Consider the following 26,890-nt stretch of genomic DNA (forward strand, 5'->3'; position numbering starts at 1 on the left):
CTATTATGGATGGGAATCAGAGGTGAAATAGAGGGTCTACCTGTGGAGATCTCTGAAAAATTGTTGTGTCTGTTCAGTACGGACGTATCGGAGGAGGAGGATCGCTACGTCATCGAGGTACCGCGGCAGGAAGTCGAGACCGGCGACATCGACCCCGGCGAGGTCTATCGTGTCGCGCTTATCTCGCGCGAAGACGAAACGAGCGGCGACGAAGGGACGACGACTACGACACCCAAAAGTGCACCATCGGAGCCCCAGCCGCCGGTCGACGTCGGCGAAACGCGCTACGTCGAGATCGAAGACATCGGCAAACAGGGCGACGGGATCGCCCGCGTCGAACGCGGCTACGTTATCATCGTACCCGGTGCTGACGTCGGCGAACGCGTCAAGATCGAAGTCACCGAAGTCAAATCGAACTTCGCTGTCGGCGAGATCATCGAAGAGACGTTCTAATAACGACCTTTTTCGACGGGGACATCGGCCGGCGTCGAAGACGCCAGCCGCAATCCCCGTCAAAACATCTCGATCAAAAAGACCGAGCGCGAGCGGAGCGAGCGCTCGGTGAAACGGCGCGCGAAGTGCGCCCCACAGAAGCGTTTCCTGCCGTTCGGTACTGTCGGTTCTCGTTTCGCTACCCGAGTCGCGGCGATACGGATTCGTCTCAGTCCTCGAGCGGCGTTCCATCCATCCGTTTCGCCCCTTCAGAGTCGTGGACGACGACCTCCCCGGGACCGGGATCGGCGGGCCGGTAGCGATCTCGGACGGCGATTGCTTCCTCGAGTTCCCGGACCGCGCGTTCTTTCAGCGCTCGAGCCAGCTCCTCGGCGTCGTCGCGGGAGATGTCGCGGCCAAGGCCCTCACACTCGTGGGCACGGACGATGCCTTCTTCGTCGCCGGCTTCGCCGGCTTCCCGTTGCGCTTCCAGCGCAACGCTCTCGACAGCTTCACCCATCGGCTGGCTGGTGCCTGCGAGCGCAACACTAAACGGATACGTCTGGCAGATGAGTGGGCGGTCGTCGTGAGCGATGCAGGCACCATGTCCCGCCTCGTCTTCCTCGTAGAAGACGCAGTCGCCACAGCCGTCGGTCTGGAGCGCCCACTCGAAGGTCTCGCCCTCGAGGTCGCCGTTCTCGGATTCGGCAAGTCCGTAGGGCATCGGGCGGGCGATGTCGCGCCAGTCGCGTTCGTCGTCGGTCGTGGTCGTCTGCTGGAGATCGCGTACCTCGTCTGGAAACACCGTCGCGGTGTGATCGTCTTCACCGTCAGCCGTACAGCAGGCCCCACAGCGGGTACACTCGAAGCCGATCGACTCGATCGCGTCGGCGAGATCGGCAACGGCGAGCTGGCGAGCGGTGTCGAGTTCATCCTCGAGCGATTGCACACCTGATGGTCGGTGTCGATGGAGAAAAGTCAGTCGTCCGCGAACGGCGATACCGGCCGGCCGTCCCACGTAACGTGTCCTTCGACGGCGAGTTTCTCGAGGTGGGCGGCGACAGTCGCCCGCGCGAGGTCGCGCACGCCCGCGAGGTTTTTGTCGTATGCCGTCTCGATTATTTCCGCGATCGTATCGGCACCAGTCGCGGCTGCCTCCTGCACTCGCTGCTCGCGCTCGGCCCGGTGGGAAAGCAGACGCTCGAGGGTCGTACGAGGGGCCTCGATTGCGGGGCCGTGACCGGGATACAACGTCGGTGGGTCGATCGCCCGGAGTCGACGCAGCGTCGTCATGTACGCGCGCATATCTCCCTCTGGCGTGCCGACGACGACGCTGCCCTCGCGGATGGCGCAGTCGCCACAGCAGATCGGGCCGCCGCGACCGGCCTCGAGCGCGACGTGGTCGGGGGCATGCCCTGGCGCGTCCAGAACCCGGACGCGCTCGTCGCCCAGCGGGATCGTCGTGTCGGGTGTGAACGTGCAGTCGGGCTCCCGATCAGTCGCGTCCCGAAACCGATCGGTGCGACCGTCGCGAGCCCACACCGTCGCGTCAGTTGCGGCCGCGTATGGCTCGACGCCGCCGACGTGGTCGGGGTGGGTGTGCGTAACGAGGATGTGGTCGACGGTGTGTGCCTCGAGCAGTCGGTCGAGCGCGTCGGTTTTCGCCGCAGGATCAACGAGTATCGCGGGCTCGCGGCCAGCCTCGTCGCGTCGTGTCTCGCTCGCGCTGACGAGGTAGGCGTTGGTCTCTCCACCCGGTGCACGCGTCGCGACCGGGATCGGACACCGCGTGACGTGCATATCTCGACAGTGTGAGCGGGTCAAAAAGGATCTATCGACGCCGGGTGCTCTCTGACACAGGACCGTCCGTGCTCGTCGAATGTGTGTGCGAGCCGATCAGACGGACTCCTGTCAGCCAATGCCGGTGGGACTGTGACTGCCTTGGGACCCCACCGGTAACTCGTGACAGCAGCCCGTCTCAGTGGTTGAGGTAGTAAACCTGCTTGCGTGCATCGCGGAAACTGTACCGCGAGCCGATGAGGCCGACGTCCTCGAGTCGGTTGAGCGCGTAGCGAACGGTGCGATCGGGCAGCAGCGATTCCTCGGCGAGTTGGCCCTGCGAGAGCGGCGAGTCGGTCTCTAACACTTTCGCGACGAGCTTCGCACTCGGTGGCAGGTCACGGAGTCGGTCACGGTATTCCTCCTCCGAGAGGAGTTCCTCGGCAGCAGTGGCACGGTCTTCGGCTGTACTCATGCTCATACTCGAGCCAGCGCTGTCGTCGGTGGTAAAGCTTCCCTATATGTGGATACGGATACTGAAGTTTGTATAAGGGATATAAATAAGGTATTAACACAGGCATATAGTTCGGCTTTCGGCAACGATGGTCACGCAAGATAGCAGTACAGAGCCGGGTTCGTCGGCTGGACTCCAGTATCGTTTTATCCCAGCACGACAGTAGATTCGCCCAGTGTGAAAGGACAGGAGTGGTACCAGGCCGACGACGTCGCCGAGGAATACGACGACAAGCGCTTCTCCCGGGGCGGACAGCTGATCGACCGTCGGGAGAAAGAAGCCGTTCTCGAGGCCATCATGCCAGTCGAGGATCAGAAGGTCCTCGAAATCGCCTGTGGTACCGGGCGGTTTACGGTCATGCTCGCTCATCAGGGAGCCGATGTCGTGGGACTGGACATCTCGGCAGCGATGCTACAGCAGGGACGACGAAAAGCACAGAACACCGAACTCGCAGGCACGCTCGAGTTTCTCCGGGGCGATGCGGGCCGATTGCCGTTTCCGGACGATCACTTCGATACCGTCATCGCGATGCGGTTTTTCCACCTTGCGGACGATCCGGAGGCGTTCTTAGAGGAGATGCGCCGCGTTTCCCGTGATCAGATCGTCTTCGATACGTTCAACCGCTTTTCGGCTCGCAGCATCTACAACTGGGCGCTGCCGATGGGATCGCGTCTCTATTCGAAAAGCGAAATCGCGGTCCTCCTCGCGAAGACGGACCTGACGCTCGTCGACGTTGAGGACGATTTCCTCCTTCCCTACGGGCTCTATCGATCGATCCCCAACTCCCTCGCGTCACCGCTTCGGACGCTGGACAAGGCGATCAGTGAGTTGCCGACCACCGACCACGTCGCATCGGTCTCGTACTGGAACGCACGTGTTCGCTGATCCGATCGAAATCCAACCTATTTACTACGAGGGTCTCCTATAGGAAGGTATGGAGCTCTCGGTGGTCGTCTCGACGCTCAACGACCGAGAGCGATTAGTGTCGTGTCTCGATGCACTCGCCAAGCGAACGCCGAGCGAAACCGAGTGCATCGTCGTCAACGGCCCCTCCTCGGACGGCACGACTGGCGTCGTCCGCGACCGCGACGACATCGACGTGCTCGTCGAAATCTCAGAGCGCAATCCGAACGTCTCCCGCAACGCCGGCCTCGAGCTCGCGACGGGCGAGGTCGTCGCCTTCCTCGACGGCGAGTACGCGATCGACCATAGCTGGTATTCAGCCATCGACGAGTCAATGACTGATGGGACCGATGTCGTCACCGGTCCTGTGACCGGTCATCCCCTTCACGCCGGTCAGTCGTCCGACGCCGTCGCTGGCCGGACTGTAACCCATTTCCACGGGGACAACGCTGCATTCGATCGCTCCGTCCTCGATGCGCTGGATGGCTTCGACGAGTATCTCACAGAGGCGGGTGAGCGCGACTGTGCACATCGGATCGCGAGCCTCGACTTCGAGGTGTCGTGGAACGCGGCGATGGCTGCTCGCTGTGAGGTCAGAACCGATTGCGACGCGGTGATCGACTCGCAGGAAGCTTCGTCGGAACTTCGTTCTGACGGTGGCCGCACCGATCCTGACTGGGGGGCGGCCTATCGATCGCTGTCGTACCGGCTGGCGAAAAACTACGGGCTGCGGCCGAACGTTCTCGCACGGACTGCCGGCAGTGCGCTGCGAGAGGGGGCTGCCGGCGTCTGCCGGCTGGCGGCCGGCGAGGCGACACCGACGGGCTGGCTCTCTGATGGAACCGATGTCGTCAGGAACGTCACACGCGGCCTGTGGGATGGCGTTCGTGCTCGGTACAATGATCGCTCGCCTCGCCGTAACCCCAACGGGCTCTCACAGCGACACGATCGCGCAGTGCAGGTCTACGACTGGCGCTAACTGCCGGTCTCAAAAGCGACACTCGAGCACGTCAGTTCGTTCGGCGACATCGACGATCGCGCGGGCGATCTGGTGGGTCATTCGCGTCACTCACGCTACTGATCATACTGGTCAGCTTTCCAGAATGTCTTCGCCTGTTGGGATACGTCAAATGAACATTTCAGTCTAAGGTACTTTTATCCCCATCCCCGACCGTCGATGAGGTATGGATCGACGACAGTTTCTGGCGGCCTCGAGCATCGGACTCACAGCAGCGGCGGCGGGCTGTCTGGGTAGTCCGCTCAGCAGTGAGAATCCCGAACCCGGTTCCGAGGCCGACCCCGGAGCGGAATCGGACATGACGGCACAAGACGGTGAGATCACTGTCAGCGCCAGCGGCGAAGTCGAAACTGAGCCGGATCAGGCAGTCATCGACGTCGGTGTGGAGGCGTCCGGCGAAAGCGCAGCCGCCGTCACCGAGGAACTCTCGACCGGCGCTGACGAGTTGCGGACGACGTTCGACGACCTCGGGATTCCCGAAGAGAACATCGAGGATGGACGATATCGGGTTCATGAAGCACATGGTCGAACTGCAACCGGCTACGAGGGGGTACACTCCTTCGAGGTGACGGTCACCGACGTCGACCGCGTCGGCGAGATTATCGATGCAGTGACCGAAGCCGGTGCGGACGACGTGGGTCACGTTCGCTTTACGCTCCGTGAGGAGACGCGATCCGAACTGCGAAACGACGCGATCGACGATGCACTGGCAAACGCCGACGAGGAGGCATCCCACATCGCGGACAACCGTGGCGTCGAACTCGAGGGGACGACGGCCGTTTCGACCGGTGACGTACGGGTTCACCCGGTCCATCTCGAAGCCGAAGCCATGACGAGCGCTGACGCGGCAAGCGGTGGGGCACCGCAGACGGAAATCGGGACGGAGCCGGTTCGCGTGAGTGCCAGCGTGACGATCACGTACGCGTTTACAGCGTAAACGGCGACTGTGAGGGTGGCTGACCGCGATCGGGACAGTATAGTCGACGAGTGATCAGATCACCGCCCGAAAGCAGCCATCACCTTCGTTTTCTGCTGTCGGACACTCCGAGTAGTCTCCAAGAAACAGGTGTCACTGCGTGGGTGACGCACGAAAGACGAAACGCTCAGTCAGCAGTCGTCGTTAGTCGTCGGCTGGAACCGCTCGCGAGTCAGCTCGCCCGGAAGCCATGGCGAGCACGTCGTCGAAGAAGTCGAGGGTGTCTTCGGGACCGGGGTTCGCTTCGGGGTGGTACTGGCGGGTGATCACGTCGTACTCGACGCCGTCGATTCCCTCGGGCGTATCGTCGTTGACGTTGATCTGGGTGACCTCGAGATGGTCACCCGGTTCGGCGACCGTGTAGCCGTGGTTCTGGGTGGTCATGACGACCTGCCCGGACTCGAGATCGAGCACGGGCTGGTTGACGCCGCGGTGGCCGAAGTCCATCTTCTCGGTCGAGCCGCCGAGGGATTCGGCGACGATCTGCTGGCCGAGACAGATGCCGGCGACGGGCGTGTCCTCGACGAACTCCTCGACGAGCGTGATGGCTTGCTCGAAGTTGACCGGGTCGCCGGGGCCGTTCGAGATGAAAAGGACGTCCGGCTCGACGGCCGCGACGTCGTCGACGGTCGCGTTGTAGGGGAACACGTGGACGGTCGCGTCACGCTCGAGCAGCGAGTCGATGATCGAGCCTTTCGCGCCACAGTCGATAAGCGCGACGGTCTCGCCGTCGTTGTCTTCGCCGTGGACGACGGGCTCGTCGACGCTGACCTGTGTGCCGATGTCGGTGTGGTCGCTCATGGCCTTGCACTGTTCGAGTTCGGCCAGTGCGTCTTCCTCGGTGACGTCCTCGCCGACGGCGATACCGCATTTCATCGCGCCGCCGTCGCGGATGTCAGTGACCACATCACGCGTATCGAGGTGGTCGACTGCCGGGACACCTTCGCTTTCGAGCCACTCGGCGACATCCTCAGTGAGTTCCTTCGCGAGCACCGCACGTGGGTGGACGCGGTCGGACTCGAACCGCTCCTCTCGGACGCCGTAGTTGCCGATCAACGGGTACGAGAAGGTCAGGACCTGCTCCTCGTAGGAGGGGTCGGTCAGACTCTCCTCGTAGCCTGTATATGCTGTTGTGAAAACGAGTTCACCGCGGGCCGTACCTGACGCACGACCACGTCCCTCGAGTACGTGGCCGCCTTCCAGTGCGACGTAGGCTTCCGTCATTACGATCTACGTATCGGATGGATGCTCATAAGTGTTGTCTTCGAAGCTCAGTTACGATTTTCGTAATCGGTAAGTGCACGTCGAGTATAGGTACGCATCTCTATGGACGACCTGGACCGACAGATCCTCGATATTCTCCGGCGTGACGCCCGAACGCCGTATACGGAGATCGCAGACGAGGTCGGGACGAGCGAGGGGACCGTGCGCAACCGTGTCGAACGAATGATGGACGACGACGTCATCGAGCGCTTTACCATCTCGACTCGGACGGGGAACGTCCAAGCGATGCTCGAGATCAGCGTCGCGGTCGACGTCGATACCAAGGGGGTCTCCGAGCGGATGGCGGAGTGGGACGAGGTCGACTTCGTCTGGATGGTCTCGGGCGAGCAGGACATCGTCCTCGTCGTCGACGCCGCGGACACGCGCGGGGTCAACGATCTCATTACGAAGGCCCGGGATCAGGACGAGGTTGTCAGCACGAAGACGCGGCTGATCTTAGATGAAGAACTCGGGTAAGCGTGGTCTTGGGTCGACTTGAGCGACCTGATACTGCCGCACAAAACGACGTGACGCCGGGCGAATTCGCGGCCGTCCTCACACAGGCGATGGCCGCATGTCTGCGACCGGCGTCGTCGTGACTGCTGGCTAGGAGTCTGGGGTCCGGAGTACGTCGGTATTCTCAGTGCGTTGGAAAACCTCGATTCCTTTTTCGAGTTGGTTTCACATTCACAACTAATGACTACTGGGGAGAAGCCTGCCGAGCAACCCGACTCGGCAGTGTCCTCCGATCGCTGGACACGGTCGGATCAGGAGCGTTCGACGACGCTCGAGGAGTACGAAACAATATTCGACACCGTCGAGGACGCCGTTTTGCTCCTCGATGTCGATCGAACGGCTGACGATCGCACGTACCGATATCGACGCGTCAATCCCGCCTACGAGACGATCACCGGCCTGACCGACACGGAGATCCGTGGACGGACACCGGCCGAGATCTTCAGCACAGAAACGGCGGCTGCCGTCACTGAGCGATACGACGCATGCGTCGAACAGGCGGCGACGATCGACGACGAGACGACGCTGTCGCTTCCCGCCGGCGAACGCACGCTCGAGACGAAACTGACGCCGACTGTCGAAAACGGAACAGTCGAGCAGCTCGTCGGGATCGTTCGTGACGTCACCGCGCAAACGCGAACAGAACGTGAACTTACACGGAGTCGCGATCTCCTCGAGAAAGCGGAGCAGCTCGCGGCCGTCGGTGGGTGGGAACTCGATTTGCGGTCGAACGACCTCCGGTGGACCGATGGGACACGCGAGATATTCGAGGTCGATGCTGGATACGACCCGACGCTGTCCGAGGCACTCGAGTTCTATCACCCTGCCAACCGGGACCGAATTCGCTCGTTCGTCGAGACGTGTCGAGACGGCGGCGAGCCATACGACGTGGTACTGCGAATCATCACCGCTGCGGGGAACGAACGATGGGTCCACACTGTCGGCGAGCCGGTCGCCGATGGCGATGAGGTCGTCGCGTTACGCGGCGCTGTCAGAGACGTGACGGCGCGAAGGGAACGCGAACAGGAGCTTCAGCTCTTTCAGAAGGCGGTCGAACAGGCCGGTCACGGGATCGTAATCACGGACCGCGAGGGAACGATCGAGTACGTCAATCCGGCCTACGAGCGAGACAGTGGCTATTCCCACACGGAAGCTGTCGGTCGGAATCCACGGCTGGTCAAATCGGGCAAACACGACGCGACGTTTTACGAGACGCTGTGGGAGACGATCTGCTCGGGCGAGGTCTGGGAACACGAACTCATAAACCGCCGGAAATCCGGGGAACTGTACCACGTCGAGCAGACGATCGCGCCGATTACCGATGACAACGATGCAATAACGCATTTCGTCGCGATCGAGTCCGATGTCACCGAACAACGACTGCGCGAACAACGACTCAACGTGCTCAACCGGATTCTGCGACACAACATCCGAAACGGGGTGAACGTCATCCAAGGGAACGCAACGCGGCTCCGAAATCTCACCGACGACGAGCGAGACGAGGCGCTGACTGCGATCGAAGAACAAGCCGCCGAGTTGTGCAAGATTAGCGACAACGCCGCGGCCGTGCGGGACCTGTTCCAGCGTGACCGCCATCCCGATGCCACCTGTGACGTCGGTGCGATGCTCTTGGGGCTGGCGACTGACTTCGACGACGACTATCCGGACACAGACATCACGGTGACCGCACCCGACCCCGTCACGGCCCAGGCCGACGACCGACTCGAGACGGCGATCCGGACGGCCGTCGACAACGCCATCACCCACACCGATCGGGCAGTGCCCGAGATCACCGTCAGCGCGACCCCGGTCGACGGACCCGACACGGGCGACTGGGTCGACGTTTCCATCGCCGACAACGGGCCGGGGATTCCGCCACAGGAACGACCGATGGTTGAACGCGAAGCAGAGACACAACTCGTCCACGGGACCGGCCTCGAGCTGTGGCACATCTACTGGATCGCCAAGAGCTTCGGCGGCGAGATGCGGATCACGGACAACGATCCGCGGGGCAGTGTCGTTACGCTCCGTGTTCCGGCAGGCACAACGTAATCTGATAACTTCGGTGTCACCTAGTAAAGTGCCTGTCCGCAAAGACACACATAGCAAACGCACCAACGTCGTGTATGACGGACACGCCGGTCATTCCAGAGACCGCACGCATCGGTCGTACTGCACTGCTCGTTTCGGATCTCGACGAGATGATCGACTTCTATCGAGACGTCGTCGGCCTCACGGTACAGACGCGACGTGCGACGGTGGCGACACTCGGTGTCGATGAGACACCGTTGCTCGTCTTGAACCGTGCCGAAGACGTCTCGCCTCGCGGACGGGCGCAGGCAGGACTGTTCCACACCGCGTTCAAGGTCCCCTCACGCGCTGCGTTGGGGGCTGCACTCGAGCGGATTCGCGACCGCTGGCACGTCGATGGTGCATCGGACCACTACGTGAGCGAAGCGCTGTATCTGACCGATCCCGAAGGCAACGGCGTCGAAATCTATACGGATCGGCCACGGGAGGAGTGGCCACGCGCAGCAGACGGGACGGTCGAGATCGGGACCGTTCCGCTCGACCTCGATGATGTCGCTTCCCAGTCCGACGGCAGCGCTGGCGCACCGCCCGGCACGACGGTCGGACACCTCCATCTAGAGGCGACCTCACTCGAGGCAGCACGCGAGTTCTACGTCGACACGCTGGGACTGACCGTCCAGACCGAGGCACAGTCGGCATTGTTCCTGGCAGCCGGCGACTATCATCACCATCTCGGCGTGAACACGTGGCACGGTCGGTCACAGCCGGCAGGCGGGCGTGGACTGGCGTGGTTCGAGGTCGTCGTCTCGGACGACGAGACGCTCACGACGGTTCGACGGCGACTCGAGGACGCCGACATCACGGTCAGTGACTGGGACGAAGGAATCGAACTCAGCGATCCGGACGGGATCACGATCCGAGTCCGTGCGGTGTAGTCGCCGGTCCGACTGTCGGTCGATTCCGTCTCCGAGCGTCACTGCATGACGGTCGCGGAGACGCCGGCACTGACGGCCAACCGGGTCGGATTGGACGACGCGCTCAGTTCTCATCCGGTGGGCTCCCGACACCGGGCGTCTGCCCCGTGTGCGTGTCGAGTTCCTCTTTGTGGCGATGGATTTTCCGATATCCTCGCCGGAGGAGCCGATCGAATCCCGTCCGGCAAACGCGTGCCTGGACCCGTCCGTCACGGATCGCAGCAACGACTGTCTCGGGCGTGAGCCGGTCAGCCTCGATAACCGTGTACGCCCGGCCCACCTCGAACGGATAGTGAGCATCGCTCCCGCCAACCAGCGGCAGCCCACGGTCGTCTGCTAGCTCCTCGACGAGCGGCCGTGAACGGGGATGTTTTCCATTGACTTCGATCGCATCGAACAGGATCCCCTCGAGTTCTCGGACGGAACTGTTTCGAAACGGGTGCGCAACGATCGCGGCACAGCCGCGATCGTGTGCCAGTGCGACTGCGTCCGCCGGGGAGAGCGCCCCCGGCTTCGTCTCTGCGGGCGGGTCGGGGCCGACGACGAGGACGTGGCCGCGGTCGGTCGTGATTTCGATCCCCGGGATGAGTTCGACGGGTCCAGTCGGCGTCAATGGCGTGTAGTAATCGTGATTCGTTGTCGCGACCCCGTCGAGGCCGCGCCGGTCAGCCATTCCGGTGAGTAGACGGACGCCCAGCGGGTCGAACCGATCGCCGAGCCTCCGATAGCCATGAAAGAACCGCGTGTGTGCGTGCAAATCGACGGTATACACGGGAACGCATACGCCAGCGAGGCCCTTTTGCCCTCGGCTGGCGTGTTCCAGATCATGTGCCCGGAGGGGACAGCCGGCGGTCGCGTCGATGGCCGCGTGCTCATCCTCAACCCCGTCAGCGGCAGTCAATCCCACGTCGACACCGTGGTCGAACTGGGGACCGAGCATGACTTCGATGTCCGAAAAACCGAGAAACGCGGCGACGCGAAACGGTTCGCCCGCGACGCTGCACCCGATGCCGGCCTGATCGCGGCAGGCGGCGGCGATGGCACGGTGAACAAAGTGGTTAACGGGATCGCCGCCGCGAACGAACTCGAGACGACGACAGTCGCCGTGGTCCCCGCAGGGACGGGCAATAACTTCGCGACGAATATCGGAATCCAAGGGATCAACCACGCGTTTCGGGTGATCGAGGAGGGACGACGGCGCTGGATCGATCTCGGCACTGCGAACGATCAGATCTTCGTCAACTCCTGTGTCGGCGGCATTACCGCCGAAGCAAGCAGCAAGACGGAGTCAGAGAGCAAGGCGAATCTGGGCGTGCTCGCATATGTCAAAAGTATGCTCGCGACGATGGGGTCGTTCGACTCGCTGCCGCTCCAGGTGGAGACGGCTTCAGGATCGAACGGGAACCGGTCACAAGCCTGGGACGGCCGGGCCATGTTCGTTCTCATCGGAAACTGTCGACGGTTCACTGGCGCTCGAACGGCACAAGCCAACGTCGAGGATGGGCTGCTCGAGGTAACGATCGTCGAGGACGCCGCGGCGATGAACCTGCTCAGCGATGCGGCTCTCCAGCGGCTGTTGGGACGCGATAGCAACTACGTCGTTCGTCGGCGCGCCCCGTCGCTCGTGATCGAGAGCAATCGGGATGCGATTACATACAGCCTCGACGGCGAGATACTCGAGGCCCACTCGCTGCGCCTCGAGACGGTCCCGCGGACGCTCCAGATCGCCGTCGGCGAGAACTATCAATCCGACCCGGATACTGGGATATTCTAACGACCGATGATCGACAGTGGACACTCGATCGTACGACCGTCATGCGATTGATGTGACCTCGAGTGTCGGTCGGACTGTGTGACCCTCGAGCAGTCGCGGTGCGTTCGCGTATCGCGGTGACCCGACTTCATGAGGCGATACTGGTTTTACGAGTCGACGTAATTGTGGTTCTATGAGCACGCCACAGGAGGACGTCCAACACGAGAACGCCGGGCAAGACGTGATTGCCGTCGACGCCGACGACAACGAAATCGAGCTCGTCAACCGGCTGGACGCCCATACAGGCGACGGAATCCGCCATCGCGCGTTCACCTCGCTGGTCTTCGACGGCGAGGGCAACATCTTGCTTGCCCAGCGAGCGCCGGAGAAACGCCTCTGGGGGACCTACTGGGACGGCACCGTCGCCTCCCACCCTGTCGCGGGCCAGAGCCAGGAGGAAGCGACCCGACAGCGACTCGAGGAAGAGCTCGGAATCACGCCCGACCAGTACGACGACCTGCGGCTGACCGATCGCTTTGAGTACAAACGCTACTTCGAAAACGAGGGCGTCGAACACGAGGTCTGTGCCGTTTTGCAGCTAACACTGACTGATCGCAGCCTCGAGCCCGACGAGACAGAGGTTGCCGGACTGATGTGGGTTCCCTACGAACGACTCCACTCGCATCCGGAGTGGTACCGACAGCTTCGGCTCTGTCCGTGGTTCGAGATCGCCATGCGCCGGGACGTCCGGTAGGTATCGTCGGTCGGTAGCGCGCTTGCGATCGTACTGATCGCCTTGCCCTTGGTGTCCCCGACATGGGTCTCGAAACGCCGTGTCGCTGCAGCGACTGCTGTCCCGGTAAAAATACGATTACGCTGCAACTATGGGGTACGGTAACAAGGCTTATTACGTTCCTGTTCGTAGCGTTGTCTGAGGACCGACGAAACAGGTCCCGTGTGACGAAATGAGCTCCTCACCACCGGAAACCGAGACGTACGAAGTCACGCTCTCCAGAGACGAGCAATGGGTCGCCCATCACGCGCTCTCGAACCACCTCGACGCGGCCCTCGACGCCGATGAGAAACCACCAGAGTGGACACTCGAGGTACTCGAGACGATCGAAGCCGACGGCGACACGGAGCGGCTCACCGGGTCGCAAGCCGACCGGCTCTATGACACGCTGGCGACGTACGTCAACCGTGAGGAGACACCAGCAAGAGACGTCAGTGACGCCACGACCGTGCTTGCGCGACTCGAGGACGTTCGTACCGACTGACCAGACGGTCACAGGTCGGTTTTTTGCAGTCGATTATACAGCGCCAGCGAGCCGTCGCTATCTCAGGGCCGAGTCGTCGCCCAGACGGCCGTAATCGCGAGCAAAACGGCTGGCGCAAGCGGTAGAATCAGCAACGCGAACCGGTATCCCTCTCCACCGGGTGGGACCAGATAGATCGCAACTGGAGCGATGACAAATGCAAAGACGATAACGCCGATGAGAAGCCAGCCGCGCCAGTCGAACTCCCGGTCGACCGCATCGGGGTGGGTCGGCTCGAGACCTCCGCCACCGCCGGCTGGCTCCTCGGCCCCCTCTTCACCGTTTGCGTCGAACGCCGCTGGATCGTGGACGTAGCCGCCGTCGTCGCTCGAGGTCACTATCGGACGTATCGAGCGCGTCGTGAAAGCCCTCACGGTTCCGGCACCCGGGCGTGGCCGGCCCGTAATCGGCTACAGCTCGCTGTCCGGTCGGACGACGACCTTGCCGAATCCTTCCCGGTTCTCGATGATCTCGTGGGCGCGGGCGGTCTCGCTCATCGGCAGGACCTCGCGGATCGCGGGCTCGAAGGTGCCGTCCCAGACGAGTTCTAGCACGTCGTCGACCTGGTCAGGCGTGGCCATCGTCGAGCCGATGATCTCGAGTTGGTTCCAGAAGATGCGCGGAATGTCCGTCTCGGGGTTGCCACCGCCGGTGCCACCGCAGGTGACGAGTCGGCCGCCCTTGGTCAGACTCTTCAGCGAGTCCTGCCAGGTAGGCGCGCCGACGTGTTCGACGACGACGTCGACCCCGCGGCCGCCGGTTTCCGAGAGCACCCAGTCGGCGAAGTCCTCCTCTTCGTAGTTACAGACGTGGTCTGCACCGTGTTCTTCGGCGTACTCGAGCTTCTCTTCGCTGCTGCCGGTCGCGTACACCTCCGCACCCGCGTAGTCGGCGATCTGGAGCGCAGCGTGGCCGACGCCGCCGCTTGCACCGAGGACCAGTACGGATTCGCCGGCTTTGAGCTCAGCACGCTCGATGAGCATCCGCCAGGCGGTCTGGAAGACCAGTGAGGCCGAGCCGGCGACCTCCCAGTCGACGTGCTCGGGGACGGGGATCAGGTTGTCTTCGGGGACCGCGGCGTACTCGGAGTGAACGCCGGTGACGTGCTCGCCGATGATGTGGAAGCGCGGGTCGAGCGTCGGGTCGTCCATCCGGAGATCACCGACACCAGCCGAGACTGCGACGTGGTCGCCTTCCTCGAACCGGGTGACGTCCTCGCCGACCTCTTCGACGACGCCGGCCCCGTCACTGCCCGGAATGTGGGGCATCTCGAGGTCGATTCCCGGCATGCCACGGCGGGTCCAGATGTCCAGATGGTTGAGCGCGGCCGCCTTGATGTCGACCAGTACCTCGTCCCGATCGATCTCAGGGTCGGGGTACTCGCCGTACTCGATGACATCCCTGTCGCCGTGTTCCGTGATCTTGACTGCTTGCATAGTGCTCTCAACGAACAGGCTATATAAAATCGTGATGGAAGGGGCAAGCACGTCGAACCAGGGTACGTCAATTGACGAAATCACTGCGGGCGCGACTGGTCCGATCGCTGACTGTGGGATGTAATCGACGGGGACCGTTTTTCACGTCAGCGTCCCAACCACGACCCATGAGTGACTCGACAGACGAGCCCGATGTGGTCGGCGCGGCTGTCGTCACGGTCTCGTCGGACTCCTCGCTCGAGGAAGACGACGCGGGCGAAGCGATCGTGGCAGCCTTCGAGACGGCAGGCCACGAGATCGTGACGCGGGAACTGATCCAGCGGGACCACGACAACGTTCAGTCGAAAGTGTCGCGGCTCGTCGACCGCGACGATGCGGACATCGTCGTCACAACCGGCGGCACGGGTGTCGAACCGCGGGATGCGACCCTCGAGGCGGTTCGGCCGTTGCTCGACAAAGACCTTCCGGCGTTTCTCGATCTCTTTCATGCCCTCTCCTACGATGAGCGGGGGACCGGCATCGTCTCGAGCCGCGCCTTGGGCGGTATCTCCGAGGGAGTCCCGATCTTCTGTCTCCCCAATGATTGTGAGGCCATACGGATCGCTTGTGAGTCGATCATCGTCCCCGAGGCACAGCGACTTGCAACGCTCGCGAACGGCGGGACCGACACCGACGAGGAGTGACAGTCGCCGACGGCGGGTGATGCGATCATCGCGCTGGCCGTCGTGGCCGTCGGTGCGTACTTGGCTGCAAGAGCTGAGAGGGGTGTGTTCTTCCATTCAGTTGCTACTATAGGGCCGAGCCACCACGGGGAGAACATGGAAAAACAGGCGCTTCGCGAACGCGTGTGGAACGACCTCGAGGAAAGCGGCGTCGCCCGCTTTCCGTTCCCACCCCACGGCCGGATTCCGAACTTCGCCGGAGCGAGCGAGGCCGCCGACCGGCTGGCCGCACAACCGGAATGGGAGTCAGCGACGACGATCAAAGCAAACCCCGACGCGCCACAACTCCCCGTGAGACGGCGCGCGTTGCGCGATGGAAAGACGGTCTACATGGCGGTTCCCCGCCTTCGCGACGAGAAGTGCTTCCTGAAACTCGATCCCGACGAACTCGAGGACTACGACGCGGCGACGACGGTCTCGGGGTCGTCGACACACGGCGAGCAGCTCGGCCCGGACGAGATCGACCGCGTCGACCTGATCGTCTCCGGTAGCGTCGCGGTCACAAAGGACGGCGGTCGCATCGGCAAGGGCGAGGGGTACAGCGACCTCGAGTACGCCGTTCTCCGGGAACTCGGGCTGGTCGACGAGACAACGCCGGTTGCGACGACGGTCCACGACCGGCAGCTCATCGACGAGGCCGTCTCGCTTGCGGCCCACGACGTTGCGATGGATCTCGTCGTCACGCCTGAACGACTGGTGCGACCCGAGGGCAGCGACCAGCCGGCCGGGCTCGACTGGGACCTGCTCGATGACGAGCGGCGCGACGAAATTCCGGTGCTACGGCGACTCGAGGAGGACGCGGTGGACGCTCGAGACCCATAACTCACTGTCGGAGTGGACGGTCGACGTATTCCTGACCGAGATTGTGTCTCGAATACTAAAACCGCAGGGTGTGACGCGAGCCGGTGGGGCGGGCCCGCGTCACAAAGAATCGATTGGCAGTGGTGGGGAAGGGTGCTGTGGTGGGGTTGCTGGAAGTCGCGGGAGCAGGTGGTGGGTGCCATCGGTGGGGTCTGCCCGTCGACCTCCACACGCGGCTACCAGCGACTCCCACTTGAACGGGGGTGATGGTATACGGGTCTTACGCCGAGTTCCGCCAAATTTAAATCGGATTTAGACTGCCTCTCTCGGCTTCGAGAACGTTTATCCACGGTAAATCTGAATTCGACCCGAAAACGGAGGGATGGTCGGTGTCGGTCGTCTCTGTGCGTCGTCAGCACAGGGTGGTGGGGGTTAGTCGATCAGTTCGTCGGCGACGACGCTTGCGTCCATCAGCTGCGGATCGATCGCGAGGTCGAGCTGTCCCTTGATGAACTCCGGGATCGTATCGCGAGCGTAGACGACGGTTCGAAGCTCATCGTTGAGATCGCAGGCGATCGGAATCGTCGTCGCCTGGCCGACATCGGTCAGGACGTACAGCTCGGCCGCGACGATGCCAGCCTCCTCGAGCTGGGGTCGCGTGATGACGCCGTCAAGACGGGTCACGTCGACGCCCGCGGCCTCGAGCGCCGGGGCAATGCCGTCGTCGTCGGGGCCGGCGACGATCGCAGTCGTCGTGCTCATTCGTACTCGATGGTCGCGGGCGGTTTGTGGGTCACGTCGTAGACGACGCGGGCGACGTTGTCGTTCTGGCCGGTGATCCGAGATTGGATCCGCTGGAGGGTGTCCCAGTCGATCTCCTGGGCGCGAGCGGTCATGCCATCACGGGACTCGACCGAGCGCACGGAGACGACCCAGCCGTGGACGCGGTTGTCGCCTTTGACACCCGTCGCTTTGCCGATAACGGCCGCAAGCGCCTGCCACGGCTCGTACTCCTCGAGTTCTTCTTCGACGACGTGACACGCGTGGCGGGCGACCTCGAGTTTCTCTTCGGTGACTTCGCCGATGACGCGCACGGCGAGGCCGGGACCGGGGAACGGCATCCGCTCGGCGACGATCTCGTCTAAGCCGAGGTGGCGGGCGACCTCCCGAACCTCGTCTTTGTAGAGGTCGCGGACGGGTTCGACGATGCCCTCGAAGTCGACGACTTCGGGGAGGCCACCGACGTTGTGGTGGGACTTGATTCCGCCCTCGCTCTCGATGCGGTCGGGGTAGATCGTCCCCTGGACGAGGTAGTCAGCATCGGCGTCTTTCGCTTCGCGCTCGAACTCGCGGATGAACTGCTCGCCGATGATCTCGCGCTTTTCTTCGGGGTCGGTGACGCCCGCGAGGGCCTCGAGGAAGCGGTCTTTCGCGTCGACGATCCGCAGCGACTCCATGTAGTCGAACGTCTCGCGGATCTGCTCAGTCTCGCCTTTCCGCATCAGGCCGGTGTCGACGTAGACCGGGGTGAGCTGGTCGCCGATGGACTCGTAGGCCAACGCGGCGGCGACCGACGAGTCGACACCGCCCGAGAGGGCGATGACGGCGTGTGCGTCGCCGATTTCGTCTTCGATCTCTGCAACTGCGTCCGGAACGAACGTCTCAGTGTCTACCATCAGTGGGTTACCTCTGTTTCAGTGTCGGTGTCTGTCTCTGCCTCGTCGGCCTCGCTCTCACCGGCCTGCTCGAGAACGGCCTCGACCAGTCCGACAAAGGGCGGGCTCGGCTGTCCGGGGCGGGACGTGTATTCGGGGTGGAACTGCGTCCCGAGGAAGAACGGATGATCCTCGTGTTCTAAGATCTCCATCCGATTGCCCGCAGTGCCCGAGAACGTCAGCGGCTCGTCTTCGAACTGATCGAAGTACTCTGGATTGACCTCGTAGCGGTGGCGGTGGCGCTCGGTACAGGACGTGTCCTCGTAGAGGTCGTAGGCCAGCGTCTCGGGTTCGATCACGGTCGTGTGCTCGCCCAGTCGCATCGTCCCGCCCATGTCTTCGACCTCGTACTGTTCGGGCAGGATGTCGATGACCGGATGTGGCGTATCCTCGAGCATCTCCGCAGAGTGGGCGTCCTCGAGCCCGAGGACGTGCCGGGCGTACTCGACGACGGCCATCTGGAAGCCAAGACAAAGTCCCAGGAACGGCACGTCGTTTTCGCGGGCGTAGCGAACGGCCTCGATTTTGCCCTCGGAGCCCCGCATCCCGAAGCCACCGGGGACGATGACACCGTCGACGTCCTCGAGTTGGCCGTCGTGGCCGTCAGCCATCTCGTCGGCCGATACCCAGTGGACGTTTACGTCGGCACCGAGTTCGAAGCCGGCGTGTTTGAGCGACTCGTGGATCGACATGTACGCGTCTTCCAGGTCGTACTTGCCGACCAGCGCGACGTCGACGTCGTCCTCTTTCTCGGTCGTGACGATCTCGCGCCACTCGTTTGCGCGCTCGCCCTCCGGCAGGGCCTCGTCGGCGAGTCCGAAGTGCTCTAAGACGTACTGATCTAAGCCTTCCTCTTCGACCATCAGCGGGACGTGATAGACGTCCTCGACGTCCGGGTTCGAGAACACCGCCTCCGTCGGGATGTCACAGAACAGGGCGATCTTCTCTTTCGTCTCGGGGGCGAGCCGGTCCTCACAGCGGCCGACGATGATGTCGGGCTGAAGGCCGATCGAACGGACTTCCTTGACGCTGTGCTGGGTCGGCTTGGTCTTTTGCTCGCCGTTTTTCGAATAGGGAACGAGGGTGACGTGCGTAAAGAGGACGTTCTCCTCGGGTTCCTCGTGGGCGAACTGGCGCAGCGCCTCGAGGTAGGGCATCCCCTCGATGTCGCCGACCGTGCCACCGACTTCGATGATACAGACGTCGGTGCCTTCGGCGGCCTCGCGGGTGCGCCGTTTGATATCGTCGGTGATGTGGGGAATGATCTGGACCGTCTTCCCGAGATAGTCGCCGGCACGCTCTTTCTCGATGACGTGTTGGTAAGTCTTCCCGGTGGTGATGTTGTGGTCCGAGGTCATGTCGATGTCGAGGAACCGTTCGTAGTTCCCCAGGTCGAGGTCGACCTCGCCCCCATCCTCTAGGACGTAGACTTCCCCGTGCTGATAGGGATTCATCGTTCCCGCGTCGACGTTCAGGTACGGGTCGATCTTCACCGCGGTGACGTCGAACCCGGCGTTTTTGAGGAGTCGGCCCGTGCTCGCGGCCGTAATCCCCTTTCCGAGTCCCGACATGACGCCGCCGGTGACGAAGATGAACTTGTTCCCCAGCGAGGGGTCATAATGAGTGTCCGATTCCGTCGGCATACCGAGTGTGAGCGCGACCGCTTGAAAACGATTTCGGGAGCGAACCGCCACCGACAGTGGTTATCATCCCCCGTCAGTGGATCCTCCCGAACGATGACTTGCGCTTCGCGGTCGGCGGCGACTCCCGCCAGCTAGCGTCACGTGGGTCTTGGTGGTTGTCGCTGCTTATGGTTGCTCGTCCTGAATTTCGACGATCTCGGCGTTCGCGATCGTCTCGATGTCGCCTGCAGTCCGAATCTGAATCGTGTGGCCGGGCAGGGCCGACTCGTCTTCCTCGAGCGAGTCGTCAGGGACCGAGACGGCGATGACGCCGTCGATTGTGAGAGCGCGGCGCTGAATTGGATCGCCCTCGTACTCGACCGTGTCCCACGTCTCGACGTCGAGGTCGTCCATCTCCTGGCCGAAGTAATCCTCCGCGTTCGGGTTGACCGTATCTTCGGTCTGTGACTCGCCTGTCGTCCGATTGTCGTCGAACTGCACCTCCTCGTGTTTGTACTGGCGAAGCTGTGCGAGCATGGCCGTGCTAGACCGACCGTCGCGGTTAACGCTTCTCGGGGCAGGTGCCAGGTGAGAACGCGCGGTGGGTGCGTCTGCGCACAGTGGTCTCGAGAGATGGGTAGAAGTATATCCCGTTCGTTGGGCCGCTATGACCGATCTACACGTCACCGTCGACGGCCGCGAACTCGAGGCCGTCTGGACCGACGGCGCACCCGAAACGAAAGCCGCGCTTGCGGACGCACTGCCCGTCGCGGGCGAGGCCACGCGCTGGGGCGACGAACTCTATTTCGACGTGCCGATCGATGTGCCAGCGGAAAACGCCCGCGCAGCCGTTCCCGAGGGTGCGATCGCCTACTGGCCGACTGGGAACGTGCTGTGTCTCTTCTGGGGGCCAACGCCAGCTAGCGAGGACGACGAGCCACGGGCCACCTCACCCGTGAACGTCGTCGCACGCGTCACCGATACCGAGCCGCTTACAGAGATCGAGGGTGGGGCACGGGTTCGACTCGAGCGAACGGACGACTGAGCGGGTAGCGTGGCGACCGAACCGAGACCGAAACGCGAGAAAAAACGGAACGCGGCGGATCGTCGTTTACTTCCCCCAGAAGGGGTCCCGGCTGCGCTGCTTGTCGAGATACATGTTCAGCGCCTCGAGTTCGTCGCCGGGGATCTCGCTGGCGAGTTCCTGTTCTAAGATCTTCGCGTGTTTCTCTGGAATCTCGATCCAGAGTTCGTCGCCCTCCTCGATCTGGCGACCGACGGTCGGGCCGTCGATGGCGACCGAGACGCGGTTGCCCGCGCGAGCCTCGTCGACGTCCTCGCCCTGTTCCTGAATCCCCTTGACCTGGCCGACGCGGTTAGGTTCGTTGCCCTCGAACTTGACGACGTTCGCGTTGTTCTGGATCGTCCCTGCGTTGACCTCGACGCCGACGACCGCGGGGTCGTTCTGGCGGAAGGTATGGTCGAGCAGAATCCGGAACCGGGAGGGCCGTGTGATGTTCTCGAGGATGGTGTCCTGTTGGGCCTTCTCGATCCCCTCGACGTACTCCTCGTACTCCTCGATGAGCTGGTAGATGACTTCGTCAGTGAAGATCGTCACGTCCTCGATCTCTGCGCGCTGTTCGGCGTCATCGAGGACATCGACGTTGAACCCGAGAATGGCCTTCTGTTTGCCGTCTTCGGCCGTCGAGGCGACTGAGACGTCCCGCGGGGCGACGTCGCCCACTTCCGCGCGGACGATCGGGACCTCCGCCCCATCCAAGGCGTCGGCCATCGCCTCGAGGCTACCGAGCGTGTCGGCTTTGACGACGACGCCCTCTTCGGCGGTGTCGACGGCGATATCGGCGAGTTCAGCCTGCACTTCGTCGATGACCTGATCGAGGTCACGATCGCGGACGACGCGGACTGGTGCGCCGGCCATCGCGTCGGCGAGCTCCGGTGCGGCGACCTTGATCCCCGAGGCGGCCGAGACTTCGTCGACTTTCTCGAAGCGGCTCTCCGTGCGGATCTCCGCGAGCGGACGGGGTTGGAGCAAGGCGCGGACGTCGGTGACGATCGGCTCGTTCAGTCCGCCGACGACGATCTGATCGTCCGCGCGGATCGTCCCGTCATAGAGAACCGTGTCGATCGTCGTCCCGAAGCCTTTCTCCTCTTTGACCTCGAGGACGGTGCCGACGCCGGGACCGGCGACGTCGATCTCCATTTCCTCTTTCATGTAGCGCTGGGACAGCCCCATCATGACAGTCAGGAGGTCGGGGACCCCCTCGCCGGTCATCGCCGAGACGGGGACGACGCCGACGTTACGCTGGAAGTTCTGGACGCGCCAGTACAGATCGGCGGAGAAGCCCTCGTCCGAGAGGTTGCCGATGATCTCGTAGAGGCTCTCGTCTAAGCGCTGGCGAACGCGATCGGACTGGCTCTCGTAGGTGTCGTTGATCGGCGTGTCCTCGTGGGCGTTCCAGCCGGGAACGGTGTCGATCTTGTTCGCCGCGACGATAAACGGTGTCTGCGACCGTTTGAGGATATCTAGGGCCTCGAGCGTCTGTGGCTGGAAGCCGTCGTTGACGTCGACGACGAGGATGGCGATGTCGGCCAGCGCGCCCCCACGGGATCGAAGTGTGGTAAAGGAGTGGTGCCCCGGCGTGTCGATAAAGAGGAGGCCAGGGAGGTCGAAATCGTCCGGGTCGACGAGATCGCCCGCGATCGTTGAAATGATATCCAGCGGAACGGCGGTCGCGCCGATATGCTGGGTGATCGCGCCTGCTTCGCCCTCGATGACCGCGGAGCCGCGGATCTTATCGAGGAGACTTGTCTTGCCGTGATCGACGTGTCCGAGGACGGCGACGATCGGCGTTCTGAGGGATGTGGGGTCGCGTGTATCCGTGTCCGACATGATGAACCACCCGAGAAGGTCTTACCTAAATCGTCCGTATCGCCGTAGTTAAACCCATCGTCATCGCCGTTCCGACAGTCGTGGCCGCCGCTGCTAGGCAGTTGTCCGGTGTGCCGGTCGCCTCGAGCTATCACCACTCGAGTGGGTCGCTGACAGCCACTCGCCTGTTCGATGGTTGATGACTCTCTGTTGGGAGATGGCCCTGTTTCGGGCCGTCTCCATGGTTTTAATACCGATTAGTAAGTACAGGTATGCATGAGCGATATACTCGCTGAAAACCTCTCGGGGAAGTCCGTCATGGGTACCGACGGCACCGAGCTCGGATTGCTCTACAACATTACGATGGATCTCAAATCAGGGAAACTGAACGATCTCGTCATCGAGCCTGACGAGGAAATCTCTCGGCGCGCCGTCGATTTCGACCTCGACGACGCCGGTCACTTCCTCGTTCCCGTCAACCGCGTCCAAGCGGTCAAAGACTACATCGTTGTCCAGCGCTAACGGTATGTACGTTCTCGACTCCTCGGCTTTTATCCACGACTTCCATACGACAGAACAGACTGCGACGATCCCGCTCGTCCGCGAGGAACTCAAAGACGAGAGTGCCTATCGCTACGACGCGATGGAAGGCTCCGGGATGCACATCCACATTCCCAACGACGATACCACCGAGAAGGTCCAGCGTGCGGCCCGTGAGTCCGGTGATTTCGACGTCCTTTCGGAAACCGACGTTCGGCTCATCGCGGCGAGTTTCGAACTCGACGGCGTCCTCGTGACCGACGACTACGCGATGCAAAACGTCGCGGAGAAACTCAACGTCGACGTCGAAGTGATCGCTCGTGAGGGGATCGACGAACAGCGCCACTGGACGTTCCAGTGTCAGGGCTGTGGCCGCGAGTTCGACGAAGAGAAGGATCGCTGTCCGATCTGCGGGTCTGAACTGGCCCGAAAGAACCCCTCGTAGGCGCACTTACTGTTCTCAGCCGACCAGAAAGTAGAGATTCGTAAAGACGACCGCGTTGTAGATTCCGTGGACCAGCGCCGGCATCACCAGATTGTCCGTTCGCTCGTAGATCACGCCGAGAACGATCGAAAGGCCGAAGATAGTACCAAGACTGGCGATCACCGCACCTAGTCCTGCAGTGCTGTATGCAAGGACGTGAACGGCAGCGAAGATGACGCTGGCCACGACGACGGCACCGGCCCGCGAGAACGTCTCGTACAGCGACTTCTGGATCACGTTCCGATAGAGCAACTCCTCGAACGGGCCAATGACCAGAATGGCAAGCGGGATCAACACCAGCAACATTTCTGGGGCCTTCTCGGCATTCTGGGTCGTCGCGTGGTCTGCGCTTTCGACACCGGTCGCCTGCATGGACAACGAAATCGCGTAGAGCACCCCGAAGAGGACGATGATACCGCCGACAATCCAGACGATATCTCGCAGCGTTGGCCGCCGAAGATCGATGAACGACAGGTCACGATCCGTTACCTTGAGGAAGGCACCAACCACGAGCACCGTCCCCAGTGCCATGCCGACCTGGCCGACGACCTGATTAGCGAGGGTCCGCTGGACCTCCGAAAACGAGTCGAGAAACGGTACCACCGGAATTGCGATCACTGGCGTCGTCAGATAGGGGGAAAAGAGGCCAGCGAAGCCGACACCGGTGAGTACGACCACTTGTTGTCCCCGCCGTTTCAATCCACCCACGCCGATCCCGAAGTAGTCCGCGACGCCGACGCCGGCAGTCAACCCCGCCGTTACGAAAGCGACGAAAACGACCGGTATCGACGACGAGACCGTTGGGAGGGATACCGAACCCATGGTCCCCTGGTTCAGCGCGTAGCCGGCAAGCAAGACAACGGCGATACTCGAGCCGGCGGCGATCGAGCCGCTGACCGTCTGATCGATATCGCTGTGGCGACGGATCAAAAAGGCGAGGGCAGCGGCAGCGGCGAACGCAACGCCAGCCCAGACAACCGGATCGTCGACACCGCGACGAACGGGAACGAGCATGGCGACCATCGTGATCCCCGCAAGGGCGGTCCCGAGACCGGGAATCACGCTGGCGGTGATCGGGCCGGCGTCGTCGGCCCGTGCGGTTTCGGTCATATCTCACTGTTCGTGCGAGGACCCATAGGCTCACCGCAACCGGATGACACTGGGGAGCGCGTGCTGTACTCGATTACCGTTCGACTCGGAGCTCGGTCTTGTCGGCGACCGCCTCGGCCTCCTCGAACTCCCCACCGCCGAGCAATCCACGCGTCGCGTTCTTTGCCCACTCGACGGCCGGCTGCTCGAAGGTGTTGACGCCGTAGAGTTCACCCGCGAGCACGCAGGCGGCTTCCAGTCCATAGAGCAAGCCGCCGAGTTCGTACTCGTCGACGCGTTCGATCTCGATGCGGACGTTCGGCCGACCGGCAGCCGCAAGACTCGCTTCCGTAGCTTCGAACTCTGCCTCGAGCAACTCACCAAGCGTCGCATCACCCAGATACGACAGCTCCGCGACGTCGGTATCCGGAATCTGTCGGTCGGTCCCCTCCTGTGCCGTGACGAAAGTAACCAGTTTGTCGCGCGGGCCCGCGCGATAGAGTTGGAGCTGTGAGTGCTGGTCGGTGACGCCGAGCGCTCGAACCGGCGTCTGTCCGAGGTCGTCCTTACCGAGGCTCTCGGCCCACAACTGGGCGAACCACTCGGCGGAGGTCTCGAGCGACTCTGCGTAGGGCATCATCGCGTTCACGCCCGCGCCGCGCTCGTCTAACGCGTACGCCGTCGCGCCGTAGGCGTAGGCTGGGCACTCGAACAGCGATCCCGACAGGGTCTCGGCTTCGGCGGCCGCGCCCTCGAGCAACGCCTCGAGATCATGCCCACAGACGGCCGCAGCGACCATCCCAACGGCCGAAAGCGCCGAGAACCGCCCCGGCACGCCGTCGGGTACCTTCAGTGCGGGAAGGTCGTGGCGGTCGGCCAGCTCGCGAAGCGGCCCGGACTCCCCGGTCGTGACGATCGTTCGCTCGGTCCAGTCGACGCCTGCCGATTCGAAGGCCTCACGCACAACGAGGAAGTTTGCGAGCGTCTCCGCTGTCGTCCCCGACCGTGAGACCACGTTGATCGCCGCGTTCTCGAGCGAGACGCGCTCGAGATGGCTCGTGATCCACTCGGGATCGACGTTGTCCAGAAAGATCGTCTCGGTATCCGACTCGAGTGCGTTCGTGATCGTCGCTGCGCCGAGCGAACTGCCGCCGATACCGACGGTGAATAGAGTCTCGGCGTCGGCGATCGGCTCGACCGCCGCCCGAATCTCGTCGGGATCGGTTCGCTGCGGGAGATTCAGTGCCTCATAGCCATGCGCTTGGTTTTCCATTCCGCGCTCGATGCGCTCGTGGGCGGCCGCGACGTGGTTGTCCAGTCGCTCGAGCGATTCTCTCGAGACACCCGGCGATGCGACGGATGCAAGCGCATTACCGATATCGACGTTCATATCTCTGCACGCGCTCGCCTGGGGTAAAGACGTTCCGTGACGGAATCCGTCGAAACTGAAATCAGTAGTCACGTTTGCCAGTGACTCGGTCCTCAGCTATCGATGGTAGATACCAATCGTTAGACTGCATGCCTGCCCTTGATCGATACAGACCGAACGAATTATCGAATTACTGGCAACCAGAACTGAATATTGTCCATTCATTCTGTATGGTATTCTCTCTCTTTGAAGTCTTGGTTCGTAGGCCTTAAGTAGTGATCGGCGATTGTGATTATATACGAAGAAAGAGGCGGCGTGGATGACACGCGCCGTCGACTCGGACGGTTCAGGTCCGAAGGGGTTATGTACCCCCGATGGCCTACGAATACGTCCGGAAGAAAATGAGGATCCTACCCCTGCGGTCCGCCGTACAGATGGGATCTGATGTTAGCCTTGGTAGTTCGGTGACGCCCGATCGGTTATTCGATCTGCGTCAGCGAACGTGTGGACCCATGTGTGAGTGTATCTTAACATTCACCGCCAACTCCCCCAGCTTCGCTGGGGAAGAGCATTACATTCCGGTTGATCCTGCCGGAGGTCATTGCTATTGGAGTCCGATTTAGCCATGCTAGTTGCACGAGTTTGTACTCGTAGCAGATAGCTCAGTAACACGTGGCCAAACTACCCTATGGATCCGGCCAACCTCGGGAAACTGAGGCTAATCCGGAATACGGCTCTCAGCCTGGA

The 26,890-nt window shown here is 62.4% G+C and carries 29 protein-coding genes and 1 rRNA gene; 16 read left to right on the plus strand and 14 right to left on the minus strand.

The window, feature by feature from the left end; genetic code table 11:
- The first annotated feature begins 42 nt into the window (after positions 1–42).
- The gene (locus BSG09_RS13975; protein WP_008009056.1) at positions 43–453 is read left to right on the plus strand and encodes a TRAM domain-containing protein; all 411 of its coding nucleotides are present in this window, start codon (positions 43–45) and stop codon (positions 451–453) included.
- 208 nt (positions 454–661) lie between these two features.
- On the opposite strand, the gene BSG09_RS13980 is transcribed toward BSG09_RS13975, so the two are convergent.
- The 3 genes from BSG09_RS13980 to BSG09_RS13990 all read right to left on the minus strand — a co-directional run bounded on the left by BSG09_RS13980 (position 662) and on the right by BSG09_RS13990 (position 2,692).
- Positions 662–1,381, minus strand: coding sequence for a YkgJ family cysteine cluster protein (locus tag BSG09_RS13980; RefSeq protein WP_092934154.1), 720 nt, complete (start codon positions 1,379–1,381; stop codon positions 662–664).
- Positions 1,382–1,410: 29 nt separating this feature from the next.
- Positions 1,411–2,232 (minus strand): MBL fold metallo-hydrolase, encoded by an 822-nt coding sequence (locus tag BSG09_RS13985; RefSeq protein ID WP_092934156.1) that lies wholly within the window; start codon positions 2,230–2,232, stop codon positions 1,411–1,413.
- Positions 2,233–2,410: 178 nt separating this feature from the next.
- Positions 2,411–2,692 (minus strand): helix-turn-helix domain-containing protein, encoded by a 282-nt coding sequence (locus tag BSG09_RS13990; RefSeq protein ID WP_092934158.1) that lies wholly within the window; start codon positions 2,690–2,692, stop codon positions 2,411–2,413.
- A 210-nt stretch (positions 2,693–2,902) separates the two neighbouring features.
- Between BSG09_RS13990 and BSG09_RS13995 the strand changes: the two genes are divergently transcribed.
- From BSG09_RS13995 to BSG09_RS14005, 3 genes are all read left to right on the plus strand, one after another.
- Positions 2,903–3,610, plus strand: a complete 708-nt coding sequence (locus tag BSG09_RS13995; protein WP_092934160.1) for a class I SAM-dependent methyltransferase — start codon at positions 2,903–2,905, stop codon at positions 3,608–3,610.
- A gap of 49 nt (positions 3,611–3,659) precedes the next feature.
- Entirely contained in the window at positions 3,660–4,607 is a 948-nt protein-coding gene (locus BSG09_RS14000; protein ID WP_092934162.1) for a glycosyltransferase family 2 protein, read from the plus strand.
- Positions 4,608–4,812: 205 nt separating this feature from the next.
- Complete coding sequence (locus BSG09_RS14005) at positions 4,813–5,583, plus strand: SIMPL domain-containing protein (protein WP_092934164.1); 771 nt, start codon at positions 4,813–4,815, stop codon at positions 5,581–5,583.
- Positions 5,584–5,766: 183 nt separating this feature from the next.
- On the opposite strand, the gene carA is transcribed toward BSG09_RS14005, so the two are convergent.
- Positions 5,767–6,846 (minus strand): glutamine-hydrolyzing carbamoyl-phosphate synthase small subunit, encoded by a 1,080-nt coding sequence (gene carA, locus BSG09_RS14010; protein WP_092934166.1) that lies wholly within the window; start codon positions 6,844–6,846, stop codon positions 5,767–5,769.
- A gap of 102 nt (positions 6,847–6,948) precedes the next feature.
- On the opposite strand from carA, the gene BSG09_RS14015 reads away from it, so the two are divergent.
- The 3 genes from BSG09_RS14015 (at position 6,949) to BSG09_RS14025 (ending at position 10,367) form a co-directional block, all read left to right on the plus strand.
- Complete coding sequence (locus BSG09_RS14015; protein ID WP_008009069.1) at positions 6,949–7,362, plus strand: Lrp/AsnC family transcriptional regulator; 414 nt, start codon at positions 6,949–6,951, stop codon at positions 7,360–7,362.
- Positions 7,363–7,581: 219 nt separating this feature from the next.
- On the plus strand, positions 7,582–9,453 hold the full coding sequence (locus BSG09_RS14020) for a PAS domain-containing sensor histidine kinase (protein ID WP_092934168.1): 1,872 nt from the start codon (positions 7,582–7,584) through the stop codon (positions 9,451–9,453).
- A 74-nt stretch (positions 9,454–9,527) separates the two neighbouring features.
- Positions 9,528–10,367 (plus strand): VOC family protein, encoded by an 840-nt coding sequence (locus BSG09_RS14025; RefSeq protein ID WP_092934170.1) that lies wholly within the window; start codon positions 9,528–9,530, stop codon positions 10,365–10,367.
- Between the two features lie 103 nt (positions 10,368–10,470).
- Here the strand turns inward: BSG09_RS14025 and BSG09_RS14030 are convergent, their stop codons facing one another.
- The gene (locus BSG09_RS14030) at positions 10,471–11,178 is read right to left on the minus strand and encodes a PHP domain-containing protein (protein WP_092934172.1); all 708 of its coding nucleotides are present in this window, start codon (positions 11,176–11,178) and stop codon (positions 10,471–10,473) included.
- 54 nt (positions 11,179–11,232) lie between these two features.
- Here BSG09_RS14030 and BSG09_RS14035 point away from each other — a divergent pair, with 54 nt between their 5' ends.
- The 3 genes from BSG09_RS14035 (at position 11,233) to BSG09_RS14045 (ending at position 13,436) form a co-directional block, all read left to right on the plus strand.
- Complete coding sequence (locus BSG09_RS14035; protein WP_092934213.1) at positions 11,233–12,180, plus strand: diacylglycerol/lipid kinase family protein; 948 nt, start codon at positions 11,233–11,235, stop codon at positions 12,178–12,180.
- A 172-nt stretch (positions 12,181–12,352) separates the two neighbouring features.
- A complete protein-coding gene (locus BSG09_RS14040; protein ID WP_092934174.1) occupies positions 12,353–12,913 on the plus strand; it encodes an NUDIX hydrolase in 561 nt (186 codons plus the stop codon).
- A 211-nt stretch (positions 12,914–13,124) separates the two neighbouring features.
- Positions 13,125–13,436: a DUF7853 family protein gene (locus BSG09_RS14045; RefSeq protein WP_092934176.1), complete on the plus strand. Its 312-nt coding sequence runs from the start codon at positions 13,125–13,127 to the stop codon at positions 13,434–13,436.
- Positions 13,437–13,498: 62 nt separating this feature from the next.
- On the opposite strand, the gene BSG09_RS14050 is transcribed toward BSG09_RS14045, so the two are convergent.
- Entirely contained in the window at positions 13,499–13,813 is a 315-nt protein-coding gene (locus BSG09_RS14050) for a hypothetical protein (RefSeq protein WP_092934178.1), read from the minus strand.
- A 72-nt stretch (positions 13,814–13,885) separates the two neighbouring features.
- A complete protein-coding gene (locus BSG09_RS14055) occupies positions 13,886–14,911 on the minus strand; it encodes a zinc-binding dehydrogenase (protein ID WP_092934180.1) in 1,026 nt (341 codons plus the stop codon).
- A gap of 167 nt (positions 14,912–15,078) precedes the next feature.
- Between BSG09_RS14055 and BSG09_RS14060 the strand changes: the two genes are divergently transcribed.
- Positions 15,079–15,594, plus strand: a complete 516-nt coding sequence (locus BSG09_RS14060) for a MogA/MoaB family molybdenum cofactor biosynthesis protein (RefSeq protein WP_092934182.1) — start codon at positions 15,079–15,081, stop codon at positions 15,592–15,594.
- Between the two features lie 135 nt (positions 15,595–15,729).
- Entirely contained in the window at positions 15,730–16,455 is a 726-nt protein-coding gene (locus BSG09_RS14065; RefSeq protein WP_092934184.1) for a 5-formyltetrahydrofolate cyclo-ligase, read from the plus strand.
- A 411-nt stretch (positions 16,456–16,866) separates the two neighbouring features.
- Here BSG09_RS14065 and BSG09_RS14070 read toward each other — a convergent pair whose 3' ends face one another.
- The 4 genes from BSG09_RS14070 to BSG09_RS14085 all read right to left on the minus strand — a co-directional run bounded on the left by BSG09_RS14070 (position 16,867) and on the right by BSG09_RS14085 (position 20,308).
- The gene (locus BSG09_RS14070; protein ID WP_092934186.1) at positions 16,867–17,196 is read right to left on the minus strand and encodes a DUF7126 family protein; all 330 of its coding nucleotides are present in this window, start codon (positions 17,194–17,196) and stop codon (positions 16,867–16,869) included.
- Positions 17,193–18,110: a glutamine-hydrolyzing GMP synthase gene (gene guaA / locus BSG09_RS14075; RefSeq protein ID WP_092934188.1), complete on the minus strand. Its 918-nt coding sequence runs from the start codon at positions 18,108–18,110 to the stop codon at positions 17,193–17,195. The genes BSG09_RS14070 and guaA overlap by 4 nt, the downstream gene beginning before the upstream one ends.
- Positions 18,110–19,792, minus strand: a complete 1,683-nt coding sequence (gene pyrG, locus BSG09_RS14080) for a glutamine hydrolyzing CTP synthase (RefSeq protein WP_092934190.1) — start codon at positions 19,790–19,792, stop codon at positions 18,110–18,112. Before pyrG ends, guaA begins: the two co-directional genes overlap by 1 nt.
- A 165-nt stretch (positions 19,793–19,957) precedes the next feature.
- Positions 19,958–20,308: a hypothetical protein gene (locus BSG09_RS14085; protein WP_092934192.1), complete on the minus strand. Its 351-nt coding sequence runs from the start codon at positions 20,306–20,308 to the stop codon at positions 19,958–19,960.
- 130 nt (positions 20,309–20,438) lie between these two features.
- Between BSG09_RS14085 and BSG09_RS14090 the strand changes: the two genes are divergently transcribed.
- Entirely contained in the window at positions 20,439–20,816 is a 378-nt protein-coding gene (locus tag BSG09_RS14090) for a cyclophilin-like fold protein (protein WP_092934194.1), read from the plus strand.
- A gap of 66 nt (positions 20,817–20,882) precedes the next feature.
- Here BSG09_RS14090 and infB read toward each other — a convergent pair whose 3' ends face one another.
- Positions 20,883–22,682 (minus strand): translation initiation factor IF-2, encoded by a 1,800-nt coding sequence (gene infB / locus BSG09_RS14095; RefSeq protein ID WP_092934196.1) that lies wholly within the window; start codon positions 22,680–22,682, stop codon positions 20,883–20,885.
- 255 nt (positions 22,683–22,937) lie between these two features.
- On the opposite strand from infB, the gene BSG09_RS14100 reads away from it, so the two are divergent.
- On the plus strand, positions 22,938–23,183 hold the full coding sequence (locus BSG09_RS14100) for a PRC-barrel domain-containing protein (protein ID WP_008009093.1): 246 nt from the start codon (positions 22,938–22,940) through the stop codon (positions 23,181–23,183).
- A 4-nt stretch (positions 23,184–23,187) separates the two neighbouring features.
- Complete coding sequence (locus BSG09_RS14105) at positions 23,188–23,646, plus strand: NOB1 family endonuclease (protein WP_092934198.1); 459 nt, start codon at positions 23,188–23,190, stop codon at positions 23,644–23,646.
- A 15-nt stretch (positions 23,647–23,661) separates the two neighbouring features.
- On the opposite strand, the gene BSG09_RS14110 is transcribed toward BSG09_RS14105, so the two are convergent.
- Both BSG09_RS14110 and BSG09_RS14115 read right to left on the minus strand, forming a co-directional pair.
- Entirely contained in the window at positions 23,662–24,795 is a 1,134-nt protein-coding gene (locus tag BSG09_RS14110; protein ID WP_092934200.1) for a CPBP family intramembrane glutamic endopeptidase, read from the minus strand.
- 73 nt (positions 24,796–24,868) lie between these two features.
- Positions 24,869–26,164, minus strand: coding sequence for a glucose-6-phosphate isomerase (locus BSG09_RS14115; protein WP_092934202.1), 1,296 nt, complete (start codon positions 26,162–26,164; stop codon positions 24,869–24,871).
- A gap of 554 nt (positions 26,165–26,718) precedes the next feature.
- On the opposite strand from BSG09_RS14115, the gene BSG09_RS14120 reads away from it, so the two are divergent.
- Positions 26,719–26,890 (plus strand): 16S ribosomal RNA (locus tag BSG09_RS14120); the annotation flags it as partial.

It is taken from the genome of Natrinema hispanicum (assembly GCF_900111485.1).
GTDB lineage: Archaea > Halobacteriota > Halobacteria > Halobacteriales > Natrialbaceae > Natrinema > Natrinema hispanicum_A.

Bases quoted from the DNA above. Each gene is read 5' to 3' on its own strand.
- BSG09_RS14015 (WP_008009069.1), top strand. From the start codon at position 6,949: ATGGACGACCTGGACCGACAGATCCTCGATATTCTCCGGCGTGACGCC.
- BSG09_RS14060 (WP_092934182.1), top strand. From the start codon at position 15,079: ATGAGTGACTCGACAGACGAGCCCGATGTGGTCGGCGCGGCTGTCGTC.
- BSG09_RS14040 (WP_092934174.1), top strand. From the start codon at position 12,353: ATGAGCACGCCACAGGAGGACGTCCAACACGAGAACGCCGGGCAAGAC.
- BSG09_RS14025 (WP_092934170.1), top strand. From the start codon at position 9,528: ATGACGGACACGCCGGTCATTCCAGAGACCGCACGCATCGGTCGTACT.
- BSG09_RS14110 (WP_092934200.1), bottom strand. From the start codon at position 24,795: ATGACCGAAACCGCACGGGCCGACGACGCCGGCCCGATCACCGCCAGC.
- pyrG (WP_092934190.1), bottom strand. From the start codon at position 19,792: ATGCCGACGGAATCGGACACTCATTATGACCCCTCGCTGGGGAACAAG.
- guaA (WP_092934188.1), bottom strand. From the start codon at position 18,110: ATGGTAGACACTGAGACGTTCGTTCCGGACGCAGTTGCAGAGATCGAA.
- BSG09_RS14065 (WP_092934184.1), top strand. From the start codon at position 15,730: ATGGAAAAACAGGCGCTTCGCGAACGCGTGTGGAACGACCTCGAGGAA.
- BSG09_RS13985 (WP_092934156.1), bottom strand. From the start codon at position 2,232: ATGCACGTCACGCGGTGTCCGATCCCGGTCGCGACGCGTGCACCGGGT.
- BSG09_RS14070 (WP_092934186.1), bottom strand. From the start codon at position 17,196: ATGAGCACGACGACTGCGATCGTCGCCGGCCCCGACGACGACGGCATT.
- BSG09_RS14090 (WP_092934194.1), top strand. From the start codon at position 20,439: ATGACCGATCTACACGTCACCGTCGACGGCCGCGAACTCGAGGCCGTC.
- infB (WP_092934196.1), bottom strand. From the start codon at position 22,682: ATGTCGGACACGGATACACGCGACCCCACATCCCTCAGAACGCCGATC.
- carA (WP_092934166.1), bottom strand. From the start codon at position 6,846: ATGACGGAAGCCTACGTCGCACTGGAAGGCGGCCACGTACTCGAGGGA.
- BSG09_RS14100 (WP_008009093.1), top strand. From the start codon at position 22,938: ATGAGCGATATACTCGCTGAAAACCTCTCGGGGAAGTCCGTCATGGGT.
- BSG09_RS14085 (WP_092934192.1), bottom strand. From the start codon at position 20,308: ATGCTCGCACAGCTTCGCCAGTACAAACACGAGGAGGTGCAGTTCGAC.
- BSG09_RS14005 (WP_092934164.1), top strand. From the start codon at position 4,813: ATGGATCGACGACAGTTTCTGGCGGCCTCGAGCATCGGACTCACAGCA.
- BSG09_RS14035 (WP_092934213.1), top strand. From the start codon at position 11,233: ATGTGCCCGGAGGGGACAGCCGGCGGTCGCGTCGATGGCCGCGTGCTC.
- BSG09_RS14115 (WP_092934202.1), bottom strand. From the start codon at position 26,164: ATGAACGTCGATATCGGTAATGCGCTTGCATCCGTCGCATCGCCGGGT.
- BSG09_RS14105 (WP_092934198.1), top strand. From the start codon at position 23,188: ATGTACGTTCTCGACTCCTCGGCTTTTATCCACGACTTCCATACGACA.
- BSG09_RS14000 (WP_092934162.1), top strand. From the start codon at position 3,660: ATGGAGCTCTCGGTGGTCGTCTCGACGCTCAACGACCGAGAGCGATTA.
- BSG09_RS13990 (WP_092934158.1), bottom strand. From the start codon at position 2,692: ATGAGCATGAGTACAGCCGAAGACCGTGCCACTGCTGCCGAGGAACTC.
- BSG09_RS14045 (WP_092934176.1), top strand. From the start codon at position 13,125: ATGAGCTCCTCACCACCGGAAACCGAGACGTACGAAGTCACGCTCTCC.
- BSG09_RS14055 (WP_092934180.1), bottom strand. From the start codon at position 14,911: ATGCAAGCAGTCAAGATCACGGAACACGGCGACAGGGATGTCATCGAG.
- BSG09_RS14020 (WP_092934168.1), top strand. From the start codon at position 7,582: ATGACTACTGGGGAGAAGCCTGCCGAGCAACCCGACTCGGCAGTGTCC.